The organism is Paenibacillus vulneris, assembly GCF_039543185.1.
In the GTDB taxonomy this organism is placed as follows: Bacteria; Bacillota; Bacilli; order Paenibacillales; family NBRC-103111; genus Paenibacillus_S; species Paenibacillus_S vulneris.
The window spans coordinates 262657-288226 of the sequence record NZ_BAABJG010000014.1; the positions used below are offsets into that span (position 1 = coordinate 262657).

The 25570-nt window shown below is 51.4% G+C and carries 18 protein-coding genes; 2 read left to right on the forward strand and 16 right to left on the reverse strand.

The genetic code is table 11. The features are described from left to right. Positions 1-29: 29 nt before the first annotated feature. From ABEA66_RS13385 to ABEA66_RS13400, 4 genes are all read right to left on the reverse strand, one after another. Positions 30-1085 (reverse strand): tartrate dehydrogenase, encoded by a 1056-nt coding sequence (locus ABEA66_RS13385; protein WP_345587912.1) that lies wholly within the window; start codon positions 1083-1085, stop codon positions 30-32. Between the two features lie 62 nt (positions 1086-1147). Continuing rightward, complete coding sequence (gene dgoD, locus ABEA66_RS13390) at positions 1148-2296, reverse strand: galactonate dehydratase (protein WP_345587913.1); 1149 nt, start codon at positions 2294-2296, stop codon at positions 1148-1150. Positions 2297-2720: 424 nt separating this feature from the next. After that, positions 2721-4712: a GDSL-type esterase/lipase family protein gene (locus tag ABEA66_RS13395; RefSeq protein ID WP_345587914.1), complete on the reverse strand. Its 1992-nt coding sequence runs from the start codon at positions 4710-4712 to the stop codon at positions 2721-2723. Between the two features lie 58 nt (positions 4713-4770). After that, complete coding sequence (locus tag ABEA66_RS13400; RefSeq protein WP_345587915.1) at positions 4771-6081, reverse strand: ABC transporter substrate-binding protein; 1311 nt, start codon at positions 6079-6081, stop codon at positions 4771-4773. A gap of 262 nt (positions 6082-6343) precedes the next feature. Here ABEA66_RS13400 and ABEA66_RS13405 point away from each other — a divergent pair, with 262 nt between their 5' ends. Then, complete coding sequence (locus ABEA66_RS13405) at positions 6344-7270, forward strand: helix-turn-helix domain-containing protein (RefSeq protein WP_345587916.1); 927 nt, start codon at positions 6344-6346, stop codon at positions 7268-7270. A gap of 73 nt (positions 7271-7343) precedes the next feature. On the opposite strand, the gene ABEA66_RS13410 is transcribed toward ABEA66_RS13405, so the two are convergent. The 4 genes from ABEA66_RS13410 to ABEA66_RS13425 are packed head-to-tail and all read right to left on the reverse strand — an operon-like array spanning position 7344 to position 10414. Further along, the gene (locus tag ABEA66_RS13410) at positions 7344-8114 is read right to left on the reverse strand and encodes an SDR family NAD(P)-dependent oxidoreductase (protein ID WP_345587917.1); all 771 of its coding nucleotides are present in this window, start codon (positions 8112-8114) and stop codon (positions 7344-7346) included. Between the two features lie 4 nt (positions 8115-8118). Then, on the reverse strand, positions 8119-9336 hold the full coding sequence (locus tag ABEA66_RS13415) for a UxaA family hydrolase (protein ID WP_345587918.1): 1218 nt from the start codon (positions 9334-9336) through the stop codon (positions 8119-8121). Positions 9337-9383: 47 nt separating this feature from the next. After that, positions 9384-9725 carry a UxaA family hydrolase gene (locus tag ABEA66_RS13420; protein ID WP_345587919.1) on the reverse strand — a complete coding sequence of 114 codons (342 nt, stop codon included), beginning with the start codon at positions 9723-9725 and terminating at the stop codon, positions 9384-9386. 23 nt (positions 9726-9748) lie between these two features. Next, on the reverse strand, positions 9749-10414 hold the full coding sequence (locus tag ABEA66_RS13425; protein WP_345587920.1) for an RraA family protein: 666 nt from the start codon (positions 10412-10414) through the stop codon (positions 9749-9751). Between the two features lie 117 nt (positions 10415-10531). On the opposite strand from ABEA66_RS13425, the gene ABEA66_RS13430 reads away from it, so the two are divergent. Continuing rightward, a complete protein-coding gene (locus tag ABEA66_RS13430; protein WP_192705550.1) occupies positions 10532-11413 on the forward strand; it encodes a helix-turn-helix domain-containing protein in 882 nt (293 codons plus the stop codon). A gap of 206 nt (positions 11414-11619) precedes the next feature. On the opposite strand, the gene ABEA66_RS13435 is transcribed toward ABEA66_RS13430, so the two are convergent. The 8 genes from ABEA66_RS13435 to ABEA66_RS13470 form a co-directional block, all read right to left on the reverse strand. Then, positions 11620-12696 carry a DUF418 domain-containing protein gene (locus ABEA66_RS13435; protein WP_345587921.1) on the reverse strand — a complete coding sequence of 359 codons (1077 nt, stop codon included), beginning with the start codon at positions 12694-12696 and terminating at the stop codon, positions 11620-11622. A 118-nt stretch (positions 12697-12814) separates the two neighbouring features. Continuing rightward, the gene (locus tag ABEA66_RS13440; protein WP_345587922.1) at positions 12815-15211 is read right to left on the reverse strand and encodes a substrate-binding domain-containing protein; all 2397 of its coding nucleotides are present in this window, start codon (positions 15209-15211) and stop codon (positions 12815-12817) included. 280 nt (positions 15212-15491) lie between these two features. Further along, entirely contained in the window at positions 15492-17354 is a 1863-nt protein-coding gene (locus ABEA66_RS13445) for a chondroitinase-B domain-containing protein (protein ID WP_345587923.1), read from the reverse strand. A 216-nt stretch (positions 17355-17570) separates the two neighbouring features. Then, complete coding sequence (locus ABEA66_RS13450; RefSeq protein WP_345587924.1) at positions 17571-18779, reverse strand: VWA domain-containing protein; 1209 nt, start codon at positions 18777-18779, stop codon at positions 17571-17573. Positions 18780-18782: 3 nt separating this feature from the next. Continuing rightward, positions 18783-21185, reverse strand: coding sequence for a DUF5682 family protein (locus tag ABEA66_RS13455; RefSeq protein WP_345587925.1), 2403 nt, complete (start codon positions 21183-21185; stop codon positions 18783-18785). Next, positions 21143-22234, reverse strand: coding sequence for an AAA family ATPase (locus tag ABEA66_RS13460; protein WP_345587926.1), 1092 nt, complete (start codon positions 22232-22234; stop codon positions 21143-21145). Before ABEA66_RS13460 ends, ABEA66_RS13455 begins: the two co-directional genes overlap by 43 nt. Then, entirely contained in the window at positions 22210-24021 is a 1812-nt protein-coding gene (locus ABEA66_RS13465) for a HEAT repeat domain-containing protein (protein ID WP_345587927.1), read from the reverse strand. Before ABEA66_RS13465 ends, ABEA66_RS13460 begins: the two co-directional genes overlap by 25 nt. A gap of 22 nt (positions 24022-24043) precedes the next feature. Beyond that, on the reverse strand, positions 24044-25480 hold the full coding sequence (locus tag ABEA66_RS13470; protein ID WP_345587928.1) for an SWIM zinc finger family protein: 1437 nt from the start codon (positions 25478-25480) through the stop codon (positions 24044-24046). Positions 25481-25570: the final 90 nt, after the last annotated feature.

Sequence of the window (25570 nt, forward strand, 5' to 3'; positions counted from 1 at the left end):
TCGGGTTCATGCGGACACCCGCACCCAACTCAACGCTTCAATCTGTTAATGATTTCGTGTGTGACTTGCTTCGTTGTGGAGCTGCCGCCAATATCCTTGGTCTTCACTCCGGACTGCGTCACATCCTCCACAACCTTCAATAGATGCTGGCCCATTTCCTGATGCCCCAGGTGATCCAGCATCATCTTCGCCGTCCAGATTTGGCCGATCGGGTTGGCGATGCCTTGCCCCGCGATGTCCGGAGCCGAGCCATGAACCGGCTCGAACATGGACGGATACTTGCCGTTCAGATTGATATTGGCGGCAGGAGCAATACCGATACTGCCCATAATCGCGGCCCCGATATCCGTGAGAATGTCACCGAACAGATTGCTGGCTGCAATGACATCAAATGTATGCGGCTTCGTGACGAAGAAGGCGGACAGCGCATCAATATGAACGGATGCCGTCTGTACATGCGGATACGATTGGCTGACCTCTTGAAACACCTGGTCCCAAAACGGCATGGAGTATACAATTCCGTTGGACTTGGTGGCGCTGGTTACGTGGCCCCTTCGTTTCTGCGCCAAGTCGAACGCATACCGGATGGCGCGTTCGGTTCCTTTTCGCGTGAACACCGCGTTCTGAATCGCGATTTCGTCATCTCCCTTGTGGATACGTCCACCGATCTCGCTGTACTCGCCCTCGCTATTTTCTCTGACGACCAAGAGGTCAAAATCGTTCGGGTTAAGAAGCGGTGAAGCGAGACCGCGAAAATATTTCGCCGGCCGAATGTTAATCACCTGCTCGAACTCCCGCCGAATTTTGATCAACAGCCCCCATAACGATACATGATCCGGTACGCGTCCGGGATCTCCTACGGCGCCAAGAAATATCGCTTCATAATTTTGCAGGATGTCCAGTCCGTCATCCGGCATCATTTGGCCATGCTGCTCGTAATAATCACAGCTCCATGGAAAGTGGGAGTACTGGAATGAAATCCCTCCATGTACTTCTGCCACGGCGTCCAGCACTTCCGTTGCAGCGGGCACAACCTCTTTCCCGATACCGTCACCGGGAATCACAGCAATCTCGTACGTTTTCACTCCAAGCTCACTCCTTATGGATGAAGTTGAATCGATGACATTATCTGTAATCGCTTACCAGTCTACCATTCAGCAACCGTACCATCCTCATGGCGCCAGACCGGATTTTTCCAATCGTGACCGATTCGGGCCATTTCGCGAACCTTTTCTTCGTTCACCTCCACCCCGAGTCCCGGGCCTTGAGGAATCGATACGAAGCCGTCCTTGTAATCGAAGGTTTTGGGGTCTAGGAGATAATCCAGCAAATCGCTGCCCTGATTGTAATGAATGCCGAGACTTTGTTCCTGAATGAAAGCGTTAGGAGAGCAGGCATCTACCTGCAGGCAAGCCGCCAATGCAATCGGCCCGAGCGGGCAGTGCGGCGCCAGCGCGATATCGTAAGCTTCAGCCATGGCCGCGATTTTACGCGTCTCCAGAATTCCCCCGGCATGGGACACATCCGGCTGGATGATATCGACGATACCCTGCTGCAGCAAATCCTTGAAGCCCCAGCGCGTATACATGCGCTCTCCTGTAGCAATAGGCGCCGATGTATATTTGGCGATTTCCTTAAGCGCCTCATTATTCTCAGGGAGGACAGGCTCCTCTATAAACATGGGCCGGTAGGGCTCAAGCTCCTTGGCCAAAATCTTGGCCATTGCTTTGTGTACCCGTCCGTGAAAATCAATGCCGATGTCGAACCGAGCGCCTCCGGCCTCTCGAACCGCAGCGAACCGGTCCATCACCTCCTGCACTTTATCAAATGAATCAATGAAGTGCAGCTCCTCCGTAGCATTCATTTTTACCGCCGTAAACCCGGCTTCAATCTGCTTGAGGGCAGCATCCTTCACATCGCTCGGGCGGTCGCCGCCGATCCAATTATAGACGCGAATCCGGTCGCGGCATGCTCCTCCCAACAGCTCATATACTGGAGCGTTATAATATTTTCCCTTAATATCCCATAAGGCCTGCTCTATGCCTGACAGGGCACTTGTAAGAATCGGACCTCCGCGGTAAAATCCTCCCCGGTACATCACCTGCCAAAGATCCTCGATCCGCAGCGGATTTTGCCCTATGAGATACGTGCTCAACTCTTCCACGGCCGTTTTTACGGTATCCGCTCGTCCTTCGACGACCGGCTCTCCCCAACCGACCAATCCGTCATCGGTTGTTATTTTCAGAAAAAGCCAACGTGGCGGAACCTTGAACAATTCCAGCGTTCTGATTTTCATTACGGTTCACCTTCTTTTCAATAGATTGGGTGTGACCAATGAATCTCTTGCCCAAGCCTAATTTTACCATAAAACCTGCAGGTGAATCGGGTCAAAATGATCCGCTTCATGGAAAATAACCCCGCAAAGCGGGGCGAGACTGTGGAAAAAACTGTGAAGCTAGAACTATTGCTGATATACTACGGTGGGGTATACCCCTCCAGCCGCTATTGAAACCCGCGAATTGGATTATATTTTGCGGTACTTTCGCGGGTTTCAAAGGCGGACGTAAACTCCTCCGAGGCATACCCCACCTCCGTATTTAGCTAGTTCACGTAAAACTAGGTTTTTCAACAGCCTGACCCCGCAAAGCGGGGCTACGGCTTAGAAGCGGATTCAGGTGCTTTGTAGGGATCAAAAAAGCCGCGCTATACACGCGGCTTCGTTAGATTTGATGATTTTCACGATGCACAGGATTCACGAGAACCCACATAAAATACAAGACCTTGGCTGCTTTTTCGCGGGTAACGCTTTGCTTCGGTTCGAGCTCCGTGCCGCAGCTGACCTTTCCTCGGGTTATTCCCTTCTCCGATCGGATGAGACCCAGCTCATAAGCCTTCTTCACTTTGTCCGCAATATTCGGAGTAATGCCACCGGTATCCGTCAGCTGTTCATAGCTGATCATGGGATCGTACGTGACGTCCGTATTACCCGAATCGAGATTAGGGTCATGATGACGGTCTGCAGGTCCGGAGGGTTTGCCGTTGTAATCCGTCATATATTTCGGCTTCTCGGTGAACTTCGTATGGTACGCATCAAATAATATAGCGGCCATCAGTTCACGGGTCAAATCCCCGCGAGGATATCCCTGCATTGCTGCTGGCTGGATATTCATGATTCGCGACAGGGCCGTAATAAATTCCTCTGTAGACATCACCCTATGGGGATGAAAATGACCGTTATGATCTTTATTCATGACGCCGAGCTGCAGCATTTTCTCAATCTGATTCCGGTAATAGGCTGCTTCTCCAACCCTGATGTCCTTTGCCGTTTCAGGAAAAATGGTCTCCCAATCCTCGGAAGCGGCAGCGGCGGCAACGTCCTTCCTCAAATAGGAGGCAAGCTCCAAAGCCGTTGGATCCCCCGCTTCACCCAATTTTACCATTTGAGTGGCAATGATTTGCGCGAACGGCTTGGCCAACGCTTCCTTATAATGCGTTCCGTCTATCTTATTGGCCGGATGTCCATTGGCATAGCTGCCGTCATTGGTCTTACCGGGTGTTTCCCCTGCCTCTATGGACATAAATAGGGCAGTCGTTGCTTCGACTCCGATCTGGTTGTAATACTGGATACTTTCGGAGTTCAGGTCGATAACGGTGATTCCCAGCTTTTGACCCAATGTCTTCATCAGCTCAGGAAATTTTCGCGCTCGAAAGGAGTTCGTGTACCGGTGCCCTGCCGCTGCGCTGCCAAGAACTCTGGAGGGAGGCGTAACCAATACGGGGATCATCCCTCTGGCACGAATTGCCGGGACATACACATGCTCGATGTAGGTCCTGTACATAGACTCTGTGGAGCCTCTGCCATAGCGGCGATATTCGTCCTCCCTCTCATCGTTATGGCCGAACTGTATCAGCACATGGTCTCCCTGATGCCCTGTCATCAAGAGATCGTTGAGCCGGCCTTCGGCATAGGCATTTTTGAACGACCGTCCGCCCATGGAATAGTTGATTACGGTAACTTGGTCCCGGTCAAACAGCCTGCCTATCACTTGCCCCCAGCCGCACATCGGAGCTTCTTCGAATGTATAGGACTTAACGGTGGAATCCCCTAACAGGAAAAGGGCAGGAAGGCTGCCTTCCTCTCTCGGCTGAGGAGCAATCGGGCTGATGATAATCTCCTCAACGCCGACGGGAATACCGGAGTATTTCGGTTCAATTTCAATATCGAGGTAGGGCAGGCCGGTTACGAATCGGAAGCTCCACTCCCTTGGACCGGTCCGGGCATAGGTATTGACTGGTATAAGTCTGGCTGCGTCCCAATAACCGCTATCCAGGATACGGCTGGCTTGCAGCCCGGAAACAGAGACCATCGTATCCGCAAGCTCGGACGCGGTCTTAACATAAATCTCGTAGGCCCCGGCTGGAACATCGATTCGGAAGGCCATGCCGTAATGGTTGAAGTTGTCGTTCTCATGGCCCGGCTCATAGTAAAAGTCCGTTTCCGTCAGGATAAAGCCCTCTTCCGTAGAAATGATAGAGCTTGTATGCACCTCCCTCGGGGGAAAGGCACAGGTTTGATGAAGAAAGCCGAAGGACGTTTCCTTACTGTACAGAGGTACGCCGTTGTTTTCGTTACAGGTAACTCTAATGTATCCGGCTTTATTCGACTTTCCGAAATAAAACTTCTTCGCTAATGGTTCTGTCTTGGTTGTCACAGGCTGCTGCCCCTTTGCATTTTCGTCATTTCAACGGTGTACCTCACCGGCATGTCTATTATTTCTTTTGCTCCGCCTCGATCGCCTTGTTCGCTGTTTCTTCCGCCTGGCGAAGCACTGTATTTGTATCCAAGCCCCCCATGATATAACCCGGAATATTGTCGGTCAGCGGTTTCTCGCCAATGGAATCGAACTTGCCTTTCTTCGGAACTTCGGGATATTTATTGTAAAATACCGCATTCCAGTTCAGCTTTTTCGGGTATTCGCTGCCCATTGATTTGCGGATAGCATCATCCTTAAGCGGTGTAATGTAGCCCAATTTGGCACGTGCCGCCTGATATTCGTCAGACACCAAATATTTGATGACTTCCATTGCCGCCTCTTTGTTCTTTGAAGCGGACGACAAGTTCACGTAAGTCGGGTACGGCTGGAACCCTACACCCGGAAGCTCCTTGAAGGTCGGTGCGGATACCATGTCGAAATTAACGGATGGAGCAAGGCCGTCCGCAACCAGGTCGGAAAAATAAACGTACATGGCCAAATTTTTCTTTTTCAAAAATTCATCCTTTGCAGGAACCTTGTTGTTATTGCCCTTCATATACTCGATGAACAGAGGGTCCGTCGACTCGCCTTTAAATATCGTATCCATCACGATTTTCCATTTGTCATTACCGTAGGTTGATTTGCTGGAGTCGGCATCCACGTAGGGAATCGAGAACGGGTTCAGCTTTAAGACATGGCCAGTAGAAGCCGCCAGGCCAATATAGGATACGCCATCCTCCATCCGCGTGAGCTTCCTGCCGAGGTCGATAGTTTCATCCCAGGTCATGCCGTCCTTCGGATAAGGGATGCCGAATTTATCGAATATGTCCTTATTATAGAAGGTGACAATCCCCATCATGCTAATCGGAAGCCCGTATAACCCCCCGTTCGCAAGCGATTTCATGGCATCGATGGAAACAGGCTCGAACCGGCTCAAATCAATATTATTTTTTTTGACCAAATCGGTAATATCGGTCTGCAGCCCCGGGGCTATTAATCCGTCAATCACGCCTGTCTGCGCCTCGAAAATGAGGTCTACCGCGGTTCCGGCAGTTACAAGCTCCTGGATCGAGGAACCGGGCCCTTTTTGAATATAATTGAATTTCCAGTTCGGAAATTTTTTCTGAAGGTAGCTGGTCACACTTGCATTAAAGCTGTCTGAGGCGGTTCCTGCACTTGAAGTCATTGTAATTTCAATCGGCGCATTCAGATCGACCGTATCCGCCGTTACGTTCTCTTTGCCGCTATCCTTAACCCCACCGCTGCAGCCGGCTGCAACAAAAGCACAGACCGCTACGCTAATTCCGCTTTTCAGAGCTTTTTTCATAAGAATCTCCCCTTTATTCTATTGATAATTCTCACTTCAAGCTAATTACCTTTGTTTAATAAATGAACAAACTATACACAAAGCTTTCTTTTGTTGTCGTTCTACTGCTTCTTCTATTATGCGGTCTCTTTCGATGATTTGATATGACGTTTTCATTCCTTTTTTTGACCAATTGTAACTCATTTATGAATTTGGGTAGACTCTCTTGCTATAATACAAATATGGTATAGTTGCAATTACTTACTTAGGGGAGGATATTTCTTTGGCATACAAGGTCAGTTTTCCCAACGTTTCCAGCACATTGCAGCTAGTAGGCTTCCATTTTCGAGTGGCGGAACCCGGCTGGAGCTATCGTGATCATTATCATAAAATGTTTGAGATCTTGTACTGCTATGACGGCAGCGCCGTTCAATATGTCGAAGGGAACGCCATCCCGTTCGGCAGCGGCGACTGGCTCATCATTCCGCCCGGGATGCGGCATCATGTGGTGAATAACGGCCCGGAAAACTATATCTATCTTTCCTTTCATTTTGACATAGATGATCTGGATCTTCGGCAATGGTTTCATGCTCAGCCTATTCAAAAATGGAATAACCGTCAAATTCCGCGGTCAGGGCTGGCCCGGCAGCTCGATAATATAGATGAATTGATTATGAATAACCTTCTGGCCGAGTCGTCGGATGCCGGCTGCTCGAAGGAATTGGAGAGCACCGTTCTCGTGAAAGAAAGGCTTCGCATGCAGGCCGTTATCCTGATGATCCTATGTGAAATTATTGAGCTGCAGCTTCTTGAATCCGGGCCGTCGCGGACGGCACAACAAGAAAACTCCATCTATGAAGTAGAAACCGCTCATCGGATCGAGAAATATATATCGGAGCATTTTCATTTACCCGATATTTCTATTGCCAAGATTGCCAGACAGCTTTGCTTAAGCCGGGTGCAGTGTCACAAGCTGTTTACAAAAGTGTACAAGGTTTCTCCCAGGCAATATATGACGAACAAAAAATTGCAGCAGGCGAAATATTTATTGATTCACACCGATTTGAAAATCCAGATGATCTCGGAGCAGCTCGGGTTTGCCTCACAAAGCCACTTCAGCCGGCAGTTCAAGCGCTGGACCGGCGTTTCTCCGCTGCACTATCGTCCCAAAATCGCCCGGGAGGCTGGTTCTTCAGAAGTGAAGAAGTGAGCTTCGATAAAAAAATACCGTCCGGGCCTTGGCCTGGACGGTTTGCTATAGCTGCGACATCCGTTGCTCGAGTCTAAAATCCGATGAGGGCGCCTCCGTCCACTGGCAGCACGGCGCCATTGACGAATGAGGCTGCTGGCGAGGCCAAATAGACGGCGGCCCAGCCAATATCATGAGGCTCGCCGAATGTTTTCATAGGCGTGCGGCCGAGTATTTTTTGCGTTCGCGGCTCGTCTCCGTCCAATGCTTTGCGAAGCATCGCAGATTCGATCCAGCCGGGGGCGATGCCGTTCACCCGGATGCCGTATGCGGACGTCTCGGAGGCCAGTGTCCGCACCATACCGAGATAAGCGGATTTGGCGCTCGCATAGGCTATCACATGGGGTTGTCCTATGAACGAGGTCATGGAGGCCTGGAAGATAATATTTCCTTTGTTTCTCTGCCTCATGCGGGGTACCAAGGCGCGGCAGAGAGAGAACGCTCCGAGCAGGTGGACGTCCATCACAGCCTGAAAGTCTTCGTCCGTCGTCTCCTCGATCGGCTTCTTGCAATGGTTGCCTGCATTGTTGACCAGGATCGAAACAGGCCCGATAGTCTCCTCGACTTCTTGTATGAACAGTTCGGTCCGCTTCGTATCCGCTACATCGAACGAGCGGTAATACACCCCTTCGCCCATGGCTTCAGCGAGCTTTGTCCGTTCCTCCCCGCAGCCTGAGCCGACCATGATGACCTCCGCCCCGGCGGCTTGAAAGCATTGGCTCATGGCCAGGCCGAGTCCGGTTGCTCCCCCGGTAATAAGCGCTCGTTCGCCCGTAAGACTAAATATTTCATTCACGGTTTTCATATCGTTATCCCTCACAATTCGTCCCTGTGCTTTGATATTGGTACGGGATGTAATATTCCTTATGATGAAGCTTCTCCGCTTGGGTCAACCGCCCTGCGCAGGTCTGAACGACAAGCTCGAGCAGCTCTGAAGCAAGCGTGTCCATCGTCTTCTCGCCGGTTAATGCCGCACCGGAGCAGAAATCCAGATCATCGGACATTTTGCGGTAGGTCTTCTCATTGCCCGTAATTTTAAGTACCGGAGCGACGGCGCTGCCGACGACGGTGCCTCTGCCTGTGACGAGAAAGACGAGGTGGGAGCCGCTGCAGATGAGGTCCATCAGCCCTTCATTATCGTTCGGATTCGTGTAGCCGAAGCCCATGAAATGCGGGTCCGGCGTACTATCCAGCAGCCATAGTCCGGGATGCGGCGGAGTTTGCGATACGCGGAGCACGCCTTCGATCGGCTTGGAGCCGCTTTTGACGAAGGCGCCCATGCTTTTCTCTTCAATGGTCGTCAGCCCTCCGGCAAAATTGCCCGGCGACACCGAATACTGCCGAACGCTTTTGCAGTAATCGAGCATCTTGTCGTAAGTCGCCTCCAGTGCGCTTCTAACCTCCTCGTTCGCTGCCCGGGCGAGCAAAATAGACTTCAATCCAATCGCTTCAACGATTTCCTCGAAGATGGCAGTCCCTCCTGAAGTGACGAGCAGGTCGAACAAGCGGCCTACAACCACATTGCCTGCAAGACCGGACGTATAGTCCGAGCCGCCGCATTCTGCGCCGATGACCAGTTCGCTCAGGTTCATCTCGACGATCACCGTTTCCCGCTCCAGCTGCGTATGCAGCTGTTTAACCGCGTTCTTGCCGTCCTCGATCGTCTTCATCGTGCCGCCGTGCTCCTGGATCAGCATCCATGCAGCCGGCTTGCCTTCCTTCAGCGCGATCTCGGCCAAGCTCTTAGCCTGCAAATATTCGCAGCCAAGTCCGACGGTCAACACTGCGCCTACGTTCGGATGCCGGATCAGCGCAATCATCATCCTTAGCGCGTACTCGTTGTCCGTACAGCCGGCGAAGCCTACGACATCGACGTCGATGTCGGAATGCTTGAAGTGGCTGCCGATCTCCTTGGCGACGAAGGAAGAGCATTCCACCGTATACATCACCAGCACTTTATTTCGAATCCCTTTGGAGCCGTTTTTGCGAAGATAGCCCTTCCAGGAAGGAAACGAATCTTCTGCCACCGTGACCACCTCATTCCACAACATTTAACACACGGGATAAGAATTGCCTAGCGATACTCCATATCCGTAGGTGCTCCTGACTCGATATCAAGAGTAGAGGAGCGCGTATCGTGGAAGCTTTTGCAATTATGCAGATGCACCCATTCTCCGGCCTGAATATCGCGAGTGGCGAGCCCAATGGCAACCCCATATTTTATGACCGCTTCGCCTTCGCCAATATGGCGCCGCGCCAGCTTATGTCCTTGCTTGACCGGCTCCCCGGCGAATCCGATGGCGGTTCCCCCGGGTCCGTAAACGGCTATCTCCCCTGGCTCCAGATCGGATAAAGCGACGCTTACGTTATCGTCCGGATGGATATGAAAGCTGGCTTGACGGAACTTGTCGCTCATCCTGCTATCCCTCGCTTTCCGGATTATAAAATTCCGTATTTGGCAAATGCTGCTGTACTGGACAATCCCGCCTCGATTTCCTTGCGCACCAGCTTCTCTCCTCTCGCCTTCTCAAGAGACCGTTCGATCACCTCGGCCTCCAGCTCCGCCGGAATGACGACGACGCCATCGAGATCGGCAAAGATAAGATCACCGGGCTGGATCCAGACCCCGCTGATTTCGATAGGGCAGCGGTAATCGACAACCTTGGTGCGTACCGAGGAATCCTGAGCGAATCGTCCCCGCGAGAATACGGGCCAGTTCTGCTCCAGCACCTTGGGCGTGTCCCGGTGATAGCCGTTCACGATGGCTCCCGCCGCACCGCGGGTCTTGGCCGTTGCGGTCAGTATCTCTCCCCAATACGCGCAGCGCATGTCCCCGCCGCTCGCAATATACACATCTCCCGGCTCCAGCTGATCCAGCGCATCGGTCAATAACCCGAAGGGCTTCTCCTGCCTGCCGTACACGTCAATCATGACGGCCGGCATGGCGCGTCCCGCCAACACCATATGCTCTTTCATCGGCTGAATTGCCGGAACAAGAATTTGATGATATTTGCCTAAATCATCCAAAATATCTCCGATAACCGGTGTGTACAGGTCCCGTTTCATCAATTCGAATAATTCTAGGTCGTTCTTCGCTATGCTCATTTGCAAGATCCTCCGCGGAGATTCATAGTGGTGCTTTTATTTTTATTATATGGGTGGTACGATGGGATTACATCGCCAATAATCAACTGAAAATATATAAAAATTGAGGTAGTATTTATGAGCTCCATGAACAATATTATCAATGACATTATCAGCCCGAGCTCTGTCCATCTCCTGCATCTGCCGGATCCTCAGAGCCAGCGGCTTCCTTTTCGCATCGTCGCTTGCGGGCATTATCACTGCCTGCCGGGGTACAGGGTCCAAAGGCAGGGGCTCAACTACCGGATTCTGATTTTGACGCTGGCAGGCCGAGGTACAGTGACGTTCCGCGGACAAAAGTTCCAGGTGACGGAAGGCCATGCTTTTTTGCTCGATTGCAATGAACCTCATATTTATGAATGTGTCGGGGATAGCTGGGAGATCAAATGGGTCCGGTTTGAGGAATCGGCAGGAATTCACTACGAAGCGCTCATCAATGAGGGCAAGTTTCAGACGATTGCATTACAAAAGCCCGGTTCCGTTGAGGCCCATATGGATACGGTGCTGAAGCAGGTCAACCGCAATGCGCCTACGGCTGACCTTAAGATGGCCGAAGCGCTGTGCGGAGCGCTGACCGCTCTGAGCGAGGAGAAATATACTCACGATACCCTGAAGCTGTCCAGCACTTCGGCCAAAGCGATCGCCGAAACGATAACGTATATGGACCTTCATTATAACGAGGATGTATCGGTTCATGACATGGCCGCAAGGAATCATCTGACCACCTACGCCTTCATCCGGACCTTCAAGCGCCAGACGGGACTCACTCCGTATGAATATTTGCTGAAATTGAGGATTGCGAAGGCACGCATGCTGCTTGTGCAGACGGATGAACCTGTTCATGAAATATCCGAGCAGGTCGGGTTTAACAACGTCAACAATTTTATTCGCAAATTCAAGCTGCTCACGAAAACGACGCCGCTGAAATACCGGCAGCAAAATGCGGATTTATTTTATTGAACTGCATAGTCAGGAAGTAAAACGGGCTTCGCCGTGTTATGGCGAAGCCCATTTAGGTTGACGCGGTATTACAGCTCGAGTACGGCCTAAGATGCAGAAGGAATGATATGCTGCCGTCTTTTTACCGGAGAGGATATGTCCTTTCATCGTCAAGCCAGTAAATATATAAAAATTGATGAAGGCTACCTTATAAAGGGGTTCTTCTGCTATGATACCGCTTCGTTATGATGTCCTCTATGAAGCGGCTTCCTGCCATAGGTCATAAACCGCCATACTTTCTCCAACGGTCCCATCGGAAAAAATTGAAACCAAACCATGCTATACAAGATTTGAATCGTAAACGTTAGTACCGAAATGATAACAATATGAACGGGAGATACCGTCTCTAGATTCATGAGAGAGATGATCGCTAATCCTATAAAGCTTTGAGCCCAATAATTCGTCAATGCCATTTGACCCACACGGGCAATAGGCCGAAAATATTTCGCGATCCTATCATGCTGTAACAGCTGAAATAAGCTCGCTAAGTAAAAGTACGCTGCCGGTATGGCGCCTAAAGCTATGATATTGTCCATATGCGGGTCATGCCCTTGTGACGCGTACCATGTCCAGATGGAGATTCCGATAAAGCATGGCAGTGAGACCAGCCGGACGGTTCGCATTTGCTTTGAGAAATCTTTTGGACGGCTAATCCATCCTGCTTTTGCTGCCAGAAAGCCTGATAGAAACATTATGAAAATGGCTGCGGCATCATTCCCGGCAAATGCAGTCACTTGCGAGAATCCTCTTATTTCGGGCGAAAAAATGTCTAGCAAGAGGGAAATGATATGAATAAAGATTAACGCGCCAAGCCATCTGGCTGTAGTTGAAGCTTTGACCCGATAAAATGGGATCAGAAGAAAGCCGATAACGGCATAAACAGCAAGGATAGAGCCCCAAAAAAACAAAAAATGAATGATGCCAAGAAGCAAGAGTGCCAGCAGACGTCTGGCAAAACGCAAACGAGGCTTATCCCCGCGGCTTTCGGCACGGGAAGCGAAAATATAAAAGCCTGCGCCGAATAAAAAAGAAAACATGGAAAAAAACTTTTTTTCTACAAAAATATCAATCAGGGAACTAATTATACCATTAAGACCGGTATAATCAGGCATTGGGGCCCCTTCAACTATAACTTTATATGCCCCGGCGTTGATAAACAAAATGCCAAACAAAGCCAGACCGCGGATCATATCTAAGGCGGCGATCCTTTCTTGTTGAGTGATGGATGGATTCACAGTGTTCACAGGTAACTACTCCCTTATTTCAATCTCCTGTGTAGTATATCCGCTCAACCTTTCACCATGTTAATCTAATGCTTACATGAACCTTAAAAGTTTTTCCGCTGTCTCGAAAGATCCCATGCTATTGATATACGAACCCCGAAGATGAAGCTTCAGCATTTGGCGAAGACATATAGAGCGGCAGCATGATTTCTACAACCGTCCCCTCACTGCTGCTTCCTATATTCATCGTACCCCCGTGGGCTTCTACGATTCGGTGGGAGATCATTAGTCCCAGTCCTGTACCCTTTTCCTTGGTCGTAAAAAACGGCTCGCCTACCTTTTGTATAATCTCGGACGAGATACCGTGACCTTCATCCTTGACCTGCACACGCAGTGCATTTGCATTGCCCAAGGCAACGTCTACGTACACATTACCGCCCTTAGGCATAGCCTCAATCGCATTTTTCAGCAGATTTACAAAAAGCTGCTTTAACTGATTTTCCTCGCATAAGATGGGAGGAAGTTCCGACTCGAATCGGGTTATGATCTGCACTCCTGTAAGAATCGCCTGAGTCTCCAGAATAGATACAACGCTGGTGATAATGTGCGCAATATCTTTGAGACTGAAATGGCTTAGGTGTGGTTTGGCAAGCGACATAAACTCGGTAACGATAAAGTTAATCCGGTCCAATTCACTTTCCATAATGTCAATATAAGGAATGTTTTTCTCCTGATACCTTGTCTTCAACAGCTGCGTGAAGCCCTTCAAGCAAGTCAGGGGATTTCTGATTTCATGAGCGACGCCGGCTGCAAGCTGACCGATCACGGACAGCTTCTCGGATCTCCTCAACAGCTCCTCCGCGCCCTTTCTTTCGCTGATATCCCTTATGGAGCCTATCAGACGAACTCTCTGCTCCTCCAATTCCCGGATGATTTGCCCGTTGCACTCCACCCATAAGTAATTGCCGTCGGGCTGCTTTATCCGGTATTCCAACCGAATCGGCTGTTCCATCTGAGCTTGGTCGAACAATGCGGCTTGTACAGCCGCTCTATCCTCCGGGTGAACGAGGGACAGTAAATCCGCATCGGTCACCGGCGGACGTTGAAAAAATTCATTTACGCGTTCGGACCATAAGAACCGCTTTTCCTCTACGGACCATTCGAAGATAGCGTCCATGGCTGCCTTGGAGACGGCCTCCAGCATATGGTTCGTTTTGCGAAGCTGAGCGAGAAGGTCTTCTTTTTCCCATGCGGTTGCCAGTCGGTGCATCGAATAGGTGATCGTATCGCTTTTGAAATAAGACCAGCTTTCATCAATCGGATGGAGCATAGCCATAACTCCCCAATCCCGTTCATTAGGAATTACCGGATGGATCGATATGATATTACCGGGATCATCGAGCAATTCCTTAGGTATGCAATGAAGCGGAGGAAATTCCATTGGAGAGCACACAATTTCATCTGTCGGAACAGCTATATCGTCCTTCGTATAATAGTGCTTAACATACATTCTTCCGCGCTCCGAAGGCTCATTGAACCACTGGCCGTAGCATCCCCATATGCATTGTAAAGAGTGCATCCATGACAAGTTGTTCAGCTTCGTAGCATCCCGATAAGATAAGTAATGGATAGTCCGGTTGGCGGACATGCTTTGGTTCAATAGCTGATAGGAGTGAAACAGCTTTCCTTGATTTCCGAGCCCGTTCGCATTCTCATGACTGCAGCCGCACGATCCTCTCGGGAGAAGGGTCATCTGCATACGGATATGCTCTGTCTGCATCAATCCCGTTACCATCCCCTCTTCCAGCAGATCCATAGAGTGTTTCGCCGTATCCGCCAGCGGCGGCTTGACGGTAGAAACGGCAGGGTCCGTATGCTCCGCCAAGGGATTATAGTCATATCCCATCACCGCAATATCCTCGGGGATTCGGTAGCCTTCCTTTTTGAGCCTATCGATTATAGCTATAGCCGTTATATCATTATTGGAAACGACAGCCGTACAATCAAGCTCTCCATTTACAATCATATCGGCCACATGGTACCCTCCCGATTGAGCATCGTTTCCAATGACGACCAGCAGGTTGGGATCCAACGGAATTCCGAGCCGTTCGGAAGCGTTTACATAGCCTGAGTATCGTTTTTTGGTGGACAGGTTCATCATATTGCCGACAAAAGCGATCCGACGATGCCCATGCTGAAACAGATGCTCTACGGCAAGCTCCATCCCTTCCTCATTGGCAAAATGGATGCTGGGATAATGCACGGAATGGTGATTGATTCCTACAATCGGCCGGTTCAGCCGTTTAAGCTCATTGACAATGTTCTCGTTCAAGCTGTAATCGAAAACAATCCATGCGGCCGCATGTACAGTAGCCAACGGGATGGAGTAATCACTATTCGTTTTTGGAGTTTTCATTACGAGAAGTCTATACCCGCGTTCGATGACGATCCGATTTAGTTCGTATAAAAATCCTCCGTATAAGCTTCCATCCAAATAAGGGGTAATCACCCCGATAAAACGGCTTAAGCTCATCATGCATTCTCCCTTACCAGATAAATTACGCTAATCTTTACCATATCGTATTGCGAGCCCTGTTCTTATGTAAAAGCCTGATGTATCGGAGGAAGCGATTCCCAGTATATAACAATATATATGATGCAAGAGGCCCTCGTTGTCAAGACGATTTTGTGAAAAGGGGATGGTTAGGGTCTATTTGTCACCAAATGAATTGGCAAAGCCGTAAAAAAATAATAAAGCTGTCTCATCCATCTACTGATGAACAATGAGACAGCTTTACCTATTTACTTCATTCTTATTAAGGTGCTGCAGGCCCTACGTCTGCCGTGGTTAATGGCTTTCTTACAACGCTCGAGGTCGAATATTCGTCCGCCCCGATATCGTTGACCGACCGCGTCTGCCCATCCATATCGTCGGTAACGTAAGGATAGGAGCCGACGGCCGCATTGATGGCGGGACTTGCGGATGTCAGCTTTTGCAGACCTCCTGATACGGCGAGCAGAGGATCGATATTTTTGATTTCGGATGACGTTCTGGACACATTATCCAACGAAGCGCCATAACCGATATTGCCTTCGAATACCGTGTTCGAGGTTTTGGCTTCATTATAAAGCGGGCCTGCCGAACCCTTAGCTATATTGTTGGCAATTCGGCTGTCCACAGGGGCGTACGTATAGCTTAAACCGACGGCAATGCTGCTGGCTTTGCTATCCACGACAGTGTTATTGGTTACTTGGACGCGATACGCTCTCCAGTGCTTGGTTAAATCCGTGCTCGTATAATTGTCGCCGTTCGGTCCCGCATCGAAATCTCCGCCGTCGATATTGATGGCTGCTTGAGTCAGCTTCTCGAAATAGTTGTTATAGATTTTGTGATCATTGCCATATATTCGAAAACCGCCTACTCCCGCCTTAACCCCATCGCCGAAGAAAAAGTTCCCGTAGAAGCTGTCATTATGCCCATGCCTTGCGGTAACCTGAGCTTTGTTATTACGGAATGTATTATAACGTACCGTGTTGTTTTTGCTCTTCACCGAGATGACTTCCGGATCGCTGTCCAGGCTGACGAATAAATTGTATTGAATCGTATTGAACCCGTCCGACATGGACAAGCCGGATAAGCCTACGCGGATTGTTTCGCCGCCATTCTCCGTCTGCGGGTCCGCATCATGGAAATAGTTGTACTCAATCGTGTTGTATTGGGCTACCTGACCGTTCACTCCGTCGATTGAAATCATTTGGCCGAGATCATGTCTTGGACCGAATTCATTATGATCGATACGGTTATTATTGCTGCCCGAACCGTTCAGCACGATCCACTTGGTTGCCGAGGTATTGTCGGCAAGAGCCAGCTTATTGCGCGTGATACGGACATTACTGGAAGCGGACAACGAAATGGCGGTTCCCGAATTGGTAAACTTCATTCCTTCTATCGTCATGTAGGACGAACCGCTTAGCTTGAAGCCTCCAGTGCCAGCGATAACGGCCTGCCCTTGGTTCGCCGCTTTGATTACAATAGGGCTTGATGCGGTCCCATTCTTACTGCTGATTGAAAAAGGACCCGTGTAAGTTCCGTTGGCCAGTACAATCGTGGTCCCTGCTTTTGCAGCGGTAATGGCCGCGTTCAGTTCAGCTGCATTCGTAACATTCACTACAGTCCCGCTGCCTGCGGAAGAGGAATCCCCGTAAATCTCTACCTCCGTGTAGCTGTTCCAGGCATTCAGGGAGTTCCCGTGACCGACGATGCGCACATAACGAACCGGATCGACATCGGGGAAATCAAACGTCTGCAAGCCGTCGGCCAACGCACTCGTAACATTGGCTTTAACGGTTGTAAAGCTTGAATTGTTTGTAGACGTTTGGATATCAAACGTGGAAGTCCGCGTGCTGCCATTCAAAAATGCAATTTTGATATAAGCTGCTTTTTTGTTGGAGCCCAAGTCAAATTGAATCCATTGGCCATCACCGCTTGCCGACCAGCGTGTGTTCAAATCCCCGTCAACCGTATTCCCCGGGACATTGCCGTCATCTGCGCTAGCGCTTACTGCCGAAGCGGGGATGCTGAATTTGGCGTCCGCCGCCATCCCCGTCACAGGAATCATAGTTATAAGGAGACCCATAATCAGAAACACAGCAGCCCAACTTCTTTTTGCAAGCTTCATAAACTCACCGTCCTTTGTTCATTTCAATTCTAAAACAGGTTCATATGTTTGGTAACGCTTCATCACCTCCGTCGGACTCAATGTATCACAAAGGGAAACGGGAAAATATAGTTAAAACTCACATGATTTGGTCCTATGCTCAGGTTTTATAAGTGTTCTGCGAGTATGGAAGATGTCAAAAACACCCCGGTCATCCCGAGGTGTTTATCATGAATCTTATCCTTGCTTAACGCGATCTACAATGGCTGTAAGATCGAGTCCTTTCAGAGCCCCTTCAATCAGCTCGGGCAGCTTCTCCGGCGAGCAGCCGAAGCAAGGAATACCGTATTGGGCTAACTTCTTCGCCACTGCATCGTCATAAGAGGGAGCCCCTTCGTCTGACAAGGCCAGCAAGCATAGGGTCTTAACCCCAGCCTGGTGCATATCGACGAGTCTGCGAATCATTTCGGATCGGTTGCCGCCTTCATAAAGATCGGAGACGAGAATGAACATCGTTTTTTTCGGCTCTGTGATGAAGGCTTCACAATAGGCAATAGACTTGTTGATGTCCGTGCCTCCCCCGAGCTGGATACCGAACAGCATATCGACCGGGTCATTCGCACATTGCTCGCTTAAATCGACGACCTCCGTATCAAAAGCAACCACGCGGGTGTCCAATGCGGGCATGCTTGCAAAGATGGAGCCGATTATCGAGGCGTAAATGACCGACCCGGCCATGGAGCCGCTCTGATCAATATCCAGAATAACGGTCCATTCCTTGCTGCGCCGCGCACGATCAAAGAAATAGACCTTTTCCGGAATAAGCAGCTTGCGCTCCTGATCGTAATGCCGCAAATTTTTACGGATCGTCGTATTCCAATCCAGACCCGTGGCGGAAGGCAGAGGAGAATGCCGCCTTCGGTTCAGTGCTCCGGTAACGGCTCTGCGCAAATCTTCGGAAAGCCGGCGGACAATTTCCTCCACGACAGCTTTGACCAGCTGCCTTGCCGTTTCCTTGGTTCTCTCCGGTATTTTGCCTTTGAGTGCCATTAATGTCGCGACCATCTGAATGTCCGGTTTTACTTGCGCCAGCAGTTCAGGCTCGAACAGCAGCTGCTTCAAGCCTTTGCGTTCAATCGCATCCGCCTGAATGACCGAAACGATATCCGGCGGGAAAAAGGTGCGGATATCCCCCAGCCATTTGGCCAGTTTGGGGGCGGAGGGACCAAGCCCTGCCTGCTTGCGCGGATTTCCCGCGCTGTTTCCGTTCTCATTGCTGTAGGTATCATCGTATATGGCTGCGAGAGCTTCATCCATCAGCGCCGTTTCCTCATCCAGCAGACGGCCGCCCGAACCGAAGGACTGAAGCTTTTCTTCGGATTCGGCGCCCAGGATGAGACGCCATCGTTTTAGCTGCTCATGATCGATTGTCTCCATGTTTGTCATAGGCTATAGATCTCCAAAATCATAATCATTAAGCTCATGCAGCATCTCCCTTTCTTCCTCGCTCAATGGCTGCTGCAAGGTTGCGCCTACTGCGTTGGCATCCAACCCCCACAGATCGCCCATCATCTCTGCGACGGCGGCTTTTTCCCTTGGCTCGAAGGCCCCGAACGCCCTTCGGAGGAACACAAGGGAACGTTTGAAGGCTTGCTGGTCCAGCTGCTTGATGTATAAGTCAAGCTGCTTCCACAAGACCGCCCGGGAAAGGAGCGCATATCGGTTGCGCATGGACAGTCCCTCAAACCAGCCGGCTCCGAGATCTACAGGAATGCCCGGCGATAGACGGCGCGACACTTCCTGGGCCACTTGCTCCTCTTGAAGCTTGCTTTGCTCCAGCAGGATGGCAAAGGCAAATCCCGACAGCTTCGCATTCCGGTCATCACGCGAAGCCAGCTCCTGAAGCTTGGTCTGCCATAACGCATCGTCCACATCGTTGTAATGCTCCTGTGCTATGCCGTGCATCAGCTGAATCGCTTCCGCCACATCTCGGGCAGCATCATCATTGCAGGAAGCAGCGCTCAGCAAAAGAAGCGTTCCGCGCAGGAACAGCTGTCCAAGCAGCGGTACGAGGGCTGACGTCTCGATCCGGCGAATGGAACCGTAGCCGATCAGCACAGACAGCTCGTAGGCGGAAGCTGCAATCTGCTCGAAGCTTCCCGCCTCTACTGCCAAACCTTGCAGCGCAGCTTTTGCCTGCTCCATCAGCGGCATGAGGGCGCATTCGCACGCCGCCCGGATGATCCTGGAGGCTTCGGCGATATCCGTACACGCGTCAAGCCGCTCCTTGAGCACATAAGCCGCAGCCAGCTCGATCGTCTCTCCCTTTAATGTGGACTCGACCGCTTGAATCTCCGCCTCCGGAGTCCATTGCAGCGTCCAATTCTCCGCCCACGTTGCAGAGTTCTGCTGAACACGCTGCTTCTTGGCAAAATCTATGCCAAGGAGCTGCAGCCGATGCAGCAGCACGGAACGGTTCAGATCCAGGAAGGCGGCCTCCTCCGACTTTACTCTGCGATTTTCCCGCAGATCCAGCTCCAGCGTAGCGGCAACCGTTGTCCTGTACTTCTCCAGCTTGAGCCGCTTCAGCTCTCGGTTTAAATCATCCTGAACCGGAGTCTGGCTGACGCCCTCCGGCAGCTGCCCGATGGCCGTTCCTACATTGGTCCTTGCCAAAGCCTCCGAGATGGTAGACAGCTCCCCATAGCCCAAGCAGACGACGGCCGCATCCTGCAGATCCCTCCATGTAGGATGATTGCCGTCATGAAGCGCTGCAAGCGCCTCTGCCAGCCGCACAGCCTCAATCAGAGAGGCTGTGGAGCGATAGGTGCCGTGAGCCCGCAAGTGAGCGGCAACCTCGGAGAAATACAGCGACGGCAGCCGGCCTAGATCCTCCGCCTGCAGGCATCTCCAGAACAGCTCGAAATAGGCCGGGGCTTGATTGCCCGCACCGTATCCGGAATGTGTGGACAGCTTGTAATAGGAATAGGGCATTAAGGTAAGCTTTGTCTTTGCTTTGGGCAGCGCCTTGAGCTCCGCATCGGTCATCAGAGGCAGGCGCAAATCCATAGCCGAAGCATGGTGAGCACCGGTTACGACGACGATCCGCTCCGGATCGTGACCTGCCAGAATAGCCTTCTGAATGTTCCTCCGCATGTACGATTCACGGATCTCATTGTACGCTGCTTCCTGTGGAGCCAGCTGCCATTCCTGCTGTTCCGTCAGCTCCCTCATTTGTTCGGAAAACCGATGTATTCCCGAACGATAGGCACCCTTCGTCAAGCTATGCTCAAAATGACGCTCCCAATAAGCCTCGTAATCCGGTTCTCCGGATAACTCGGCTACACGCTCATAAAGCGTTCTTTGCTGCTGCCAATAAGTCTGTAGGGCATCGGGGCCTTCCGGATAGCGGTCTCTTTGGTTATACTCCTCGTCACCAGCGCCTTCTTGATCCGTGAGTCCCCCGTTTCGCTTCGTCTCGTGCAATGCCAGACTTTGTGCCGTCGGCAGATCGATGAACGACGCCAAGGCACCGTTACGATTAGCCCATTGAAAAGCCTGGTATTCGGGAGAGTATTCCGCATAGGGGTACAGCAAGGTCCGTACCGGAAGCTGGTCCGTATAGGCGAGAATCGCTACAGGAGGAACGACGCCCTGCGAAGTGATTTCGGCAATGAACTCCGTCGCATCCCCCGGTCCCTCTATCAATACGGCCGTCGGTTGAATTTCGTCGAGAAAGGCAAGCAAGTGATAGGCGCCGGCCGGAGATAAATGTCTGATGCCGAATACATGAAACCCTTGATCGCGGCTCAGTTGTTCATCTCCGAGCACGCGTAGTACAGATTTCGCCATGTCGCTCCCCGCTTTTTCATCACATTTTCCAAATACTCTTTCCATACCAGACGATCTTTTTCTTCATCCTTAACAATAGCGCCCTGCAAGCCGGCGGCAATATCCTCTTCGCTGATGTGCCCGTTCCCGAAGCTGCCGGCGAGAGCCATGCTGCCCGTTAGCAGGGAGATGGCTTCCGCCGTCGATATGACGCCGCTCGGCCCCTTGACTTTCTCCTTGCCGTCCAGCGTCATGCCGCTGCGCAGCTCGCGGAATATCGTCACAACCTTGCGTACCGCTTCTTCCTCCGGAAGCGAGGCGCGCAGCTCGTAGCTTGCGGAGATTTCACCTACCCGCTTGCGCACAATCTCTACTTCCGTCTCGATGTCTGACGGAGCGGGCAGCACAATAATATTGAAGCGGCGTTTCAGTGCCGCCGACATCTCGTTCACGCCCCGGTCACGCGTATTGGCAGTCGCAATGACGGAGAAGCCTCTTGCTGCCGACACCTCGCGTCCCAGCTCGGGAATGGAGATTGTCTTCTCGGATAGAATCGAGATCAGAGCGTCCTGGACCTCCGATGCACAACGGGATATCTCTTCGAACCGCGCAATGCCGCCTGTCTCCATCGCCCGGAAAATGGGGCTTTTAATAATCGCCTGCTCGGAGGGGCCTTGGGCTAACAGCATCGCGTAATTCCACGAATAGCGGATGTGCTCCTCGCTGGTGCCGGCCGTTCCTTGTATCACTTTGCCGGAATCCCCATGGATCGCGGCAGTCAAATTCTCCGATAACCATGATTTCGCTGTACCCGGTTCCCCTATCAGCAGCAGGGCGCGGTCCGTTAGCAGCGTGGCGATGGCCATTTCGACCAAACGCTTATTCCCAATGTATTTGGGTGTGATAGGAACGCCCTTCACTTCGCCGCCCGTCAGAAAGGTGAGCACCGCTTTCGGAGAAAGCTGCCAGCCTGCAGGTCTCGCATCCTGATCGAAATCCTTTAATACCTCCAGCTCCTCCGCATACAATCGCTCGGAAGGCAATCTTACGACATCTTGCTTCTGATCCATTCCCATAATCCCTGTCCCTTCTCTTGGTTATCCTGCATTTGGTTTGTATCCGGCTTTGCCGCTATGGTCTCGGCTATTTCCAATATTTGTTCCTTCAGGCTTGGATAAGTCAGCTGCTCCGCGTGCCGTCTAAGGCGATCGGCATATTCTCTTGGCAGCATGGAGAGCAGGGTCAACTGCACGCGGTCCAAATAGTAGTACTGTTTATTGCCGCCCTTTTCCAAAATATCCGTAAGCAGCTGCGGCGCCCGCGGCTCCTGCATGCCGAACAGCACCAACAGCATGTTGGACGTCTGCCCCCGGTTAAATTGCGGCTGCTTCTCGCATTTGGCTGTCAGGTACTTGATGACGTTCGTATCGGGCTCCTGAACCAACCGGCAAACCAGATCGGCTTCGTCCAGCTCAACGAACAGCTGAACCCAGCGAGGATCCCAGACGATACTTTCCTCTGCTTGAAAAGGTTCGTACTCCAATCGTCCCGGGTACCAGCGCGTTTCTTCCTGGAAAGCACGCAGCAGCGTCTTGGCTGCGGATTGCTTTTTGTTACGAAGATCGTTGTGAAATTGTTCATATACGTCTTCCGGTGAAAGGATGCGCAAGGCTGCCTTAAAGCTGTAAGCGATGAATTTCCCGTGGAATGCTTTATGCAAGCTCACCGCAAACTGATAGGCTTCCGGCAGATCGATATCCAGCAGCAGCTCCGCTGCCGCCTCCTGGGCCGCTTCGGTTTCTGTCTTTATGAACTCCGGCGCAGACAGCAGCTTTTGCAGCAGAAGTACGACTTCCGTCGTTTGCTTTCCTTCCAGACTCCGGATATCGGCAAGCAGCTGTTGAGCCGCTTCCTCCACGTTGCTCTGCTGGATGATACGCTCTAGTGCATGCTCCGCGTGAGCGATAATTTTAAGCGTCAAGCTATGGGATTGACACCTTCGGATCGGCTCGATCGCCAGCTCGCGATCCTTCGATACGAGCGCATGGTAGAGCCGTTCTGCCGCCGGTTCCGAACCCAGCCTCGCCAGAGCGAACAATGCTGCGCTCCGGATTTCCTTCTTCTTATCATCGGCTTGCGCCAGAATGTAGTCGATTTGTTCCGGATAATCCCCTAACAGACCGATAGCAGCCGCACGTACTTCCGTCGATCCTTCGTGAGCCGCCTGCCTTAAGAAAGCCAAGTCCTCGCCGGGCAGCAGCTCATGAATTAGCTCCAGGCGGCGGGCATCGCCACGGCCTCCGTCCAGCTTGAACTGCTGGAGCAGCACAGGCAGCGCTTCTTGCCCGTAAGCGGGAATGACAACGCGCTGAATAAAGTCCGGAATTTCGCTGTAGCTGTCGTCAAGCGCGCTGACTGCAGGCGCTATGGAACGCAGGTCTTGAAACAGCCCTTCCTCCCAGCCCTGTTTCAATAGCTCCAGCCGCCCCTGTCCTTTGGACGTCAAGGCTTGAATCAATGGAGAGAGCTTTCGATAAGGCAGTGCGGTCGGCAGACTGGCGTCGGTACCAGTGACAGGAGCTAAAGGCTCTTTAGACTCTGTTCTGCCGAGCGTATGCAGGATGGCACTGAGAAGCGTTCCCAGCTCAAGCAGCTTTCGGGCGGCCTCACCGGAATCGGCTGTAACCACCTGATCGACCGACTGAGCCAAGCGCCCAAAAACCGGAACCGATTCGGCCTGCAGCTGCAGCTGGGAAGCCAGCTTCTGCAATCGCATGTCTCCTGCCGCTACGGTGCTGCCCGCTATAAACAAACGCCGCACTTCGTTCTGCAGCTCAAACAATACATGTAGACTCATAATTCGTCTCCTAATGATTTCATCAATACAGCAAGCGGATGATATTGTCCGCTGTGACAATACTAAGAGGCTGCGCCTCCAGCCTGTTCCGCTCCATGTTATGCCCGAACATGACCAGCATCGTCTGATTACGAACATAAGATCTGTTAATAATCGGCAGCATAGGAGTCGTCGGCTCATTCACATATGGGATGTCGGCCAAAGGAAGCTGCGAGCCCTGAGAATCTATAAGAACATAAGATGTATCTGTCTTATGCAGCTCCTTAAAACGCATGAGGGCCACCGGGTTTTTATCAGACAAGGGATTTTTGATCTGATTTTTTATCCGCTTCGCCAAATCCTTGAAGGATGGCTCGGCGGACTCCACGACACGGATATAATCTTGTGACTGGACCTCGCGAAAAACGGCTTCCTCCCAGCGGACCCGTTGGTTAAGCTCCCCAGGGTACTCAGCCAATTCCTTGGCCCTTACCACTTGGAAAGTCGAATCCTCTTCACGGATATACTTCGTCGCCCGGAAAGGACGATACGTTCTTGTGATATGGATTTGGCCTGAATGCAGGTCGAACCAATACCCCTCGTCCACATATTCACCGCGCGAAGGCTCTGAATAGGAACGAAACGCCAGCTGCAGCAGCTCTACATCAGTGCGGACGCGCCCCTGCTCCCTGAGCTCAGCCATTTGCCAAGCGTGGCCGATCCGTTCCTCCAGTATCGTACCGGAATCCGCCGGCAGATCCGGGTTTTCGAGTCTGTCATTTAGGTAGGCCTTGCTTTTATGAAGCAGCGAATGCAGCATGGTCAGCTGTTCAATGGCTTGCGGATAGGCGGATTCACTCTCTTTGGCCGACCGGAGCTGCTCTGTTAATTGGCGAATAGCGGTCTGGATGCCCGGAATATAATAATTGCCCAGCTCCTTCGCCTGCTCATCCGCGGTTTGGAGCGCTTTTTTGTCCAAGCTGCCCAGCCCCTGCTGTGCGAGCTGAAGCACCAGCTTTTCCGCAATAGCAATGCCTTCTAATTGAGCTGCGATTTTTTTGACAAGCGCCGCCTTATTCGTCTTCTTCTTTGTGGGGGGAGTCCCCGAAGCGGCGGCTTCCCTCTTCTTCTCCTCCCGCTTTTCGGCCTTTTCCCGCTTCTCGGCAAGGTCTGCGGGGATCGGAGCGATCTCGAACGCGTTGCCGGCTGTGTAAGCATACATTAGTCCCAGATTATGCTTGCAGGGAAATTGACGGCTGGGACAAGAGCAGCGGAATACGGGACTGCCCTCATTAGCCCAATCGACAGAACAGCGGTACGGCTCTTTCCCGCTTCCCTTGCATTCCCCGAATAGGACGCTATGATCCTCTGATTTGCACAATAATGGAAAGCTGTTCTTTTTCACCAAGTCTTTCCCATTCTTAATGGCAGCGCTGTTCAGCGCCAAACTATCTACGTAAGCTTCCGTTAACTGCACCATAATTTCCCTCGCGTAAATGGATTGTTCTCTGATTTATTTCCACACTATTCCTGATTTACCTTCATTTTTGCCCTTTACCGCAGCACAGAA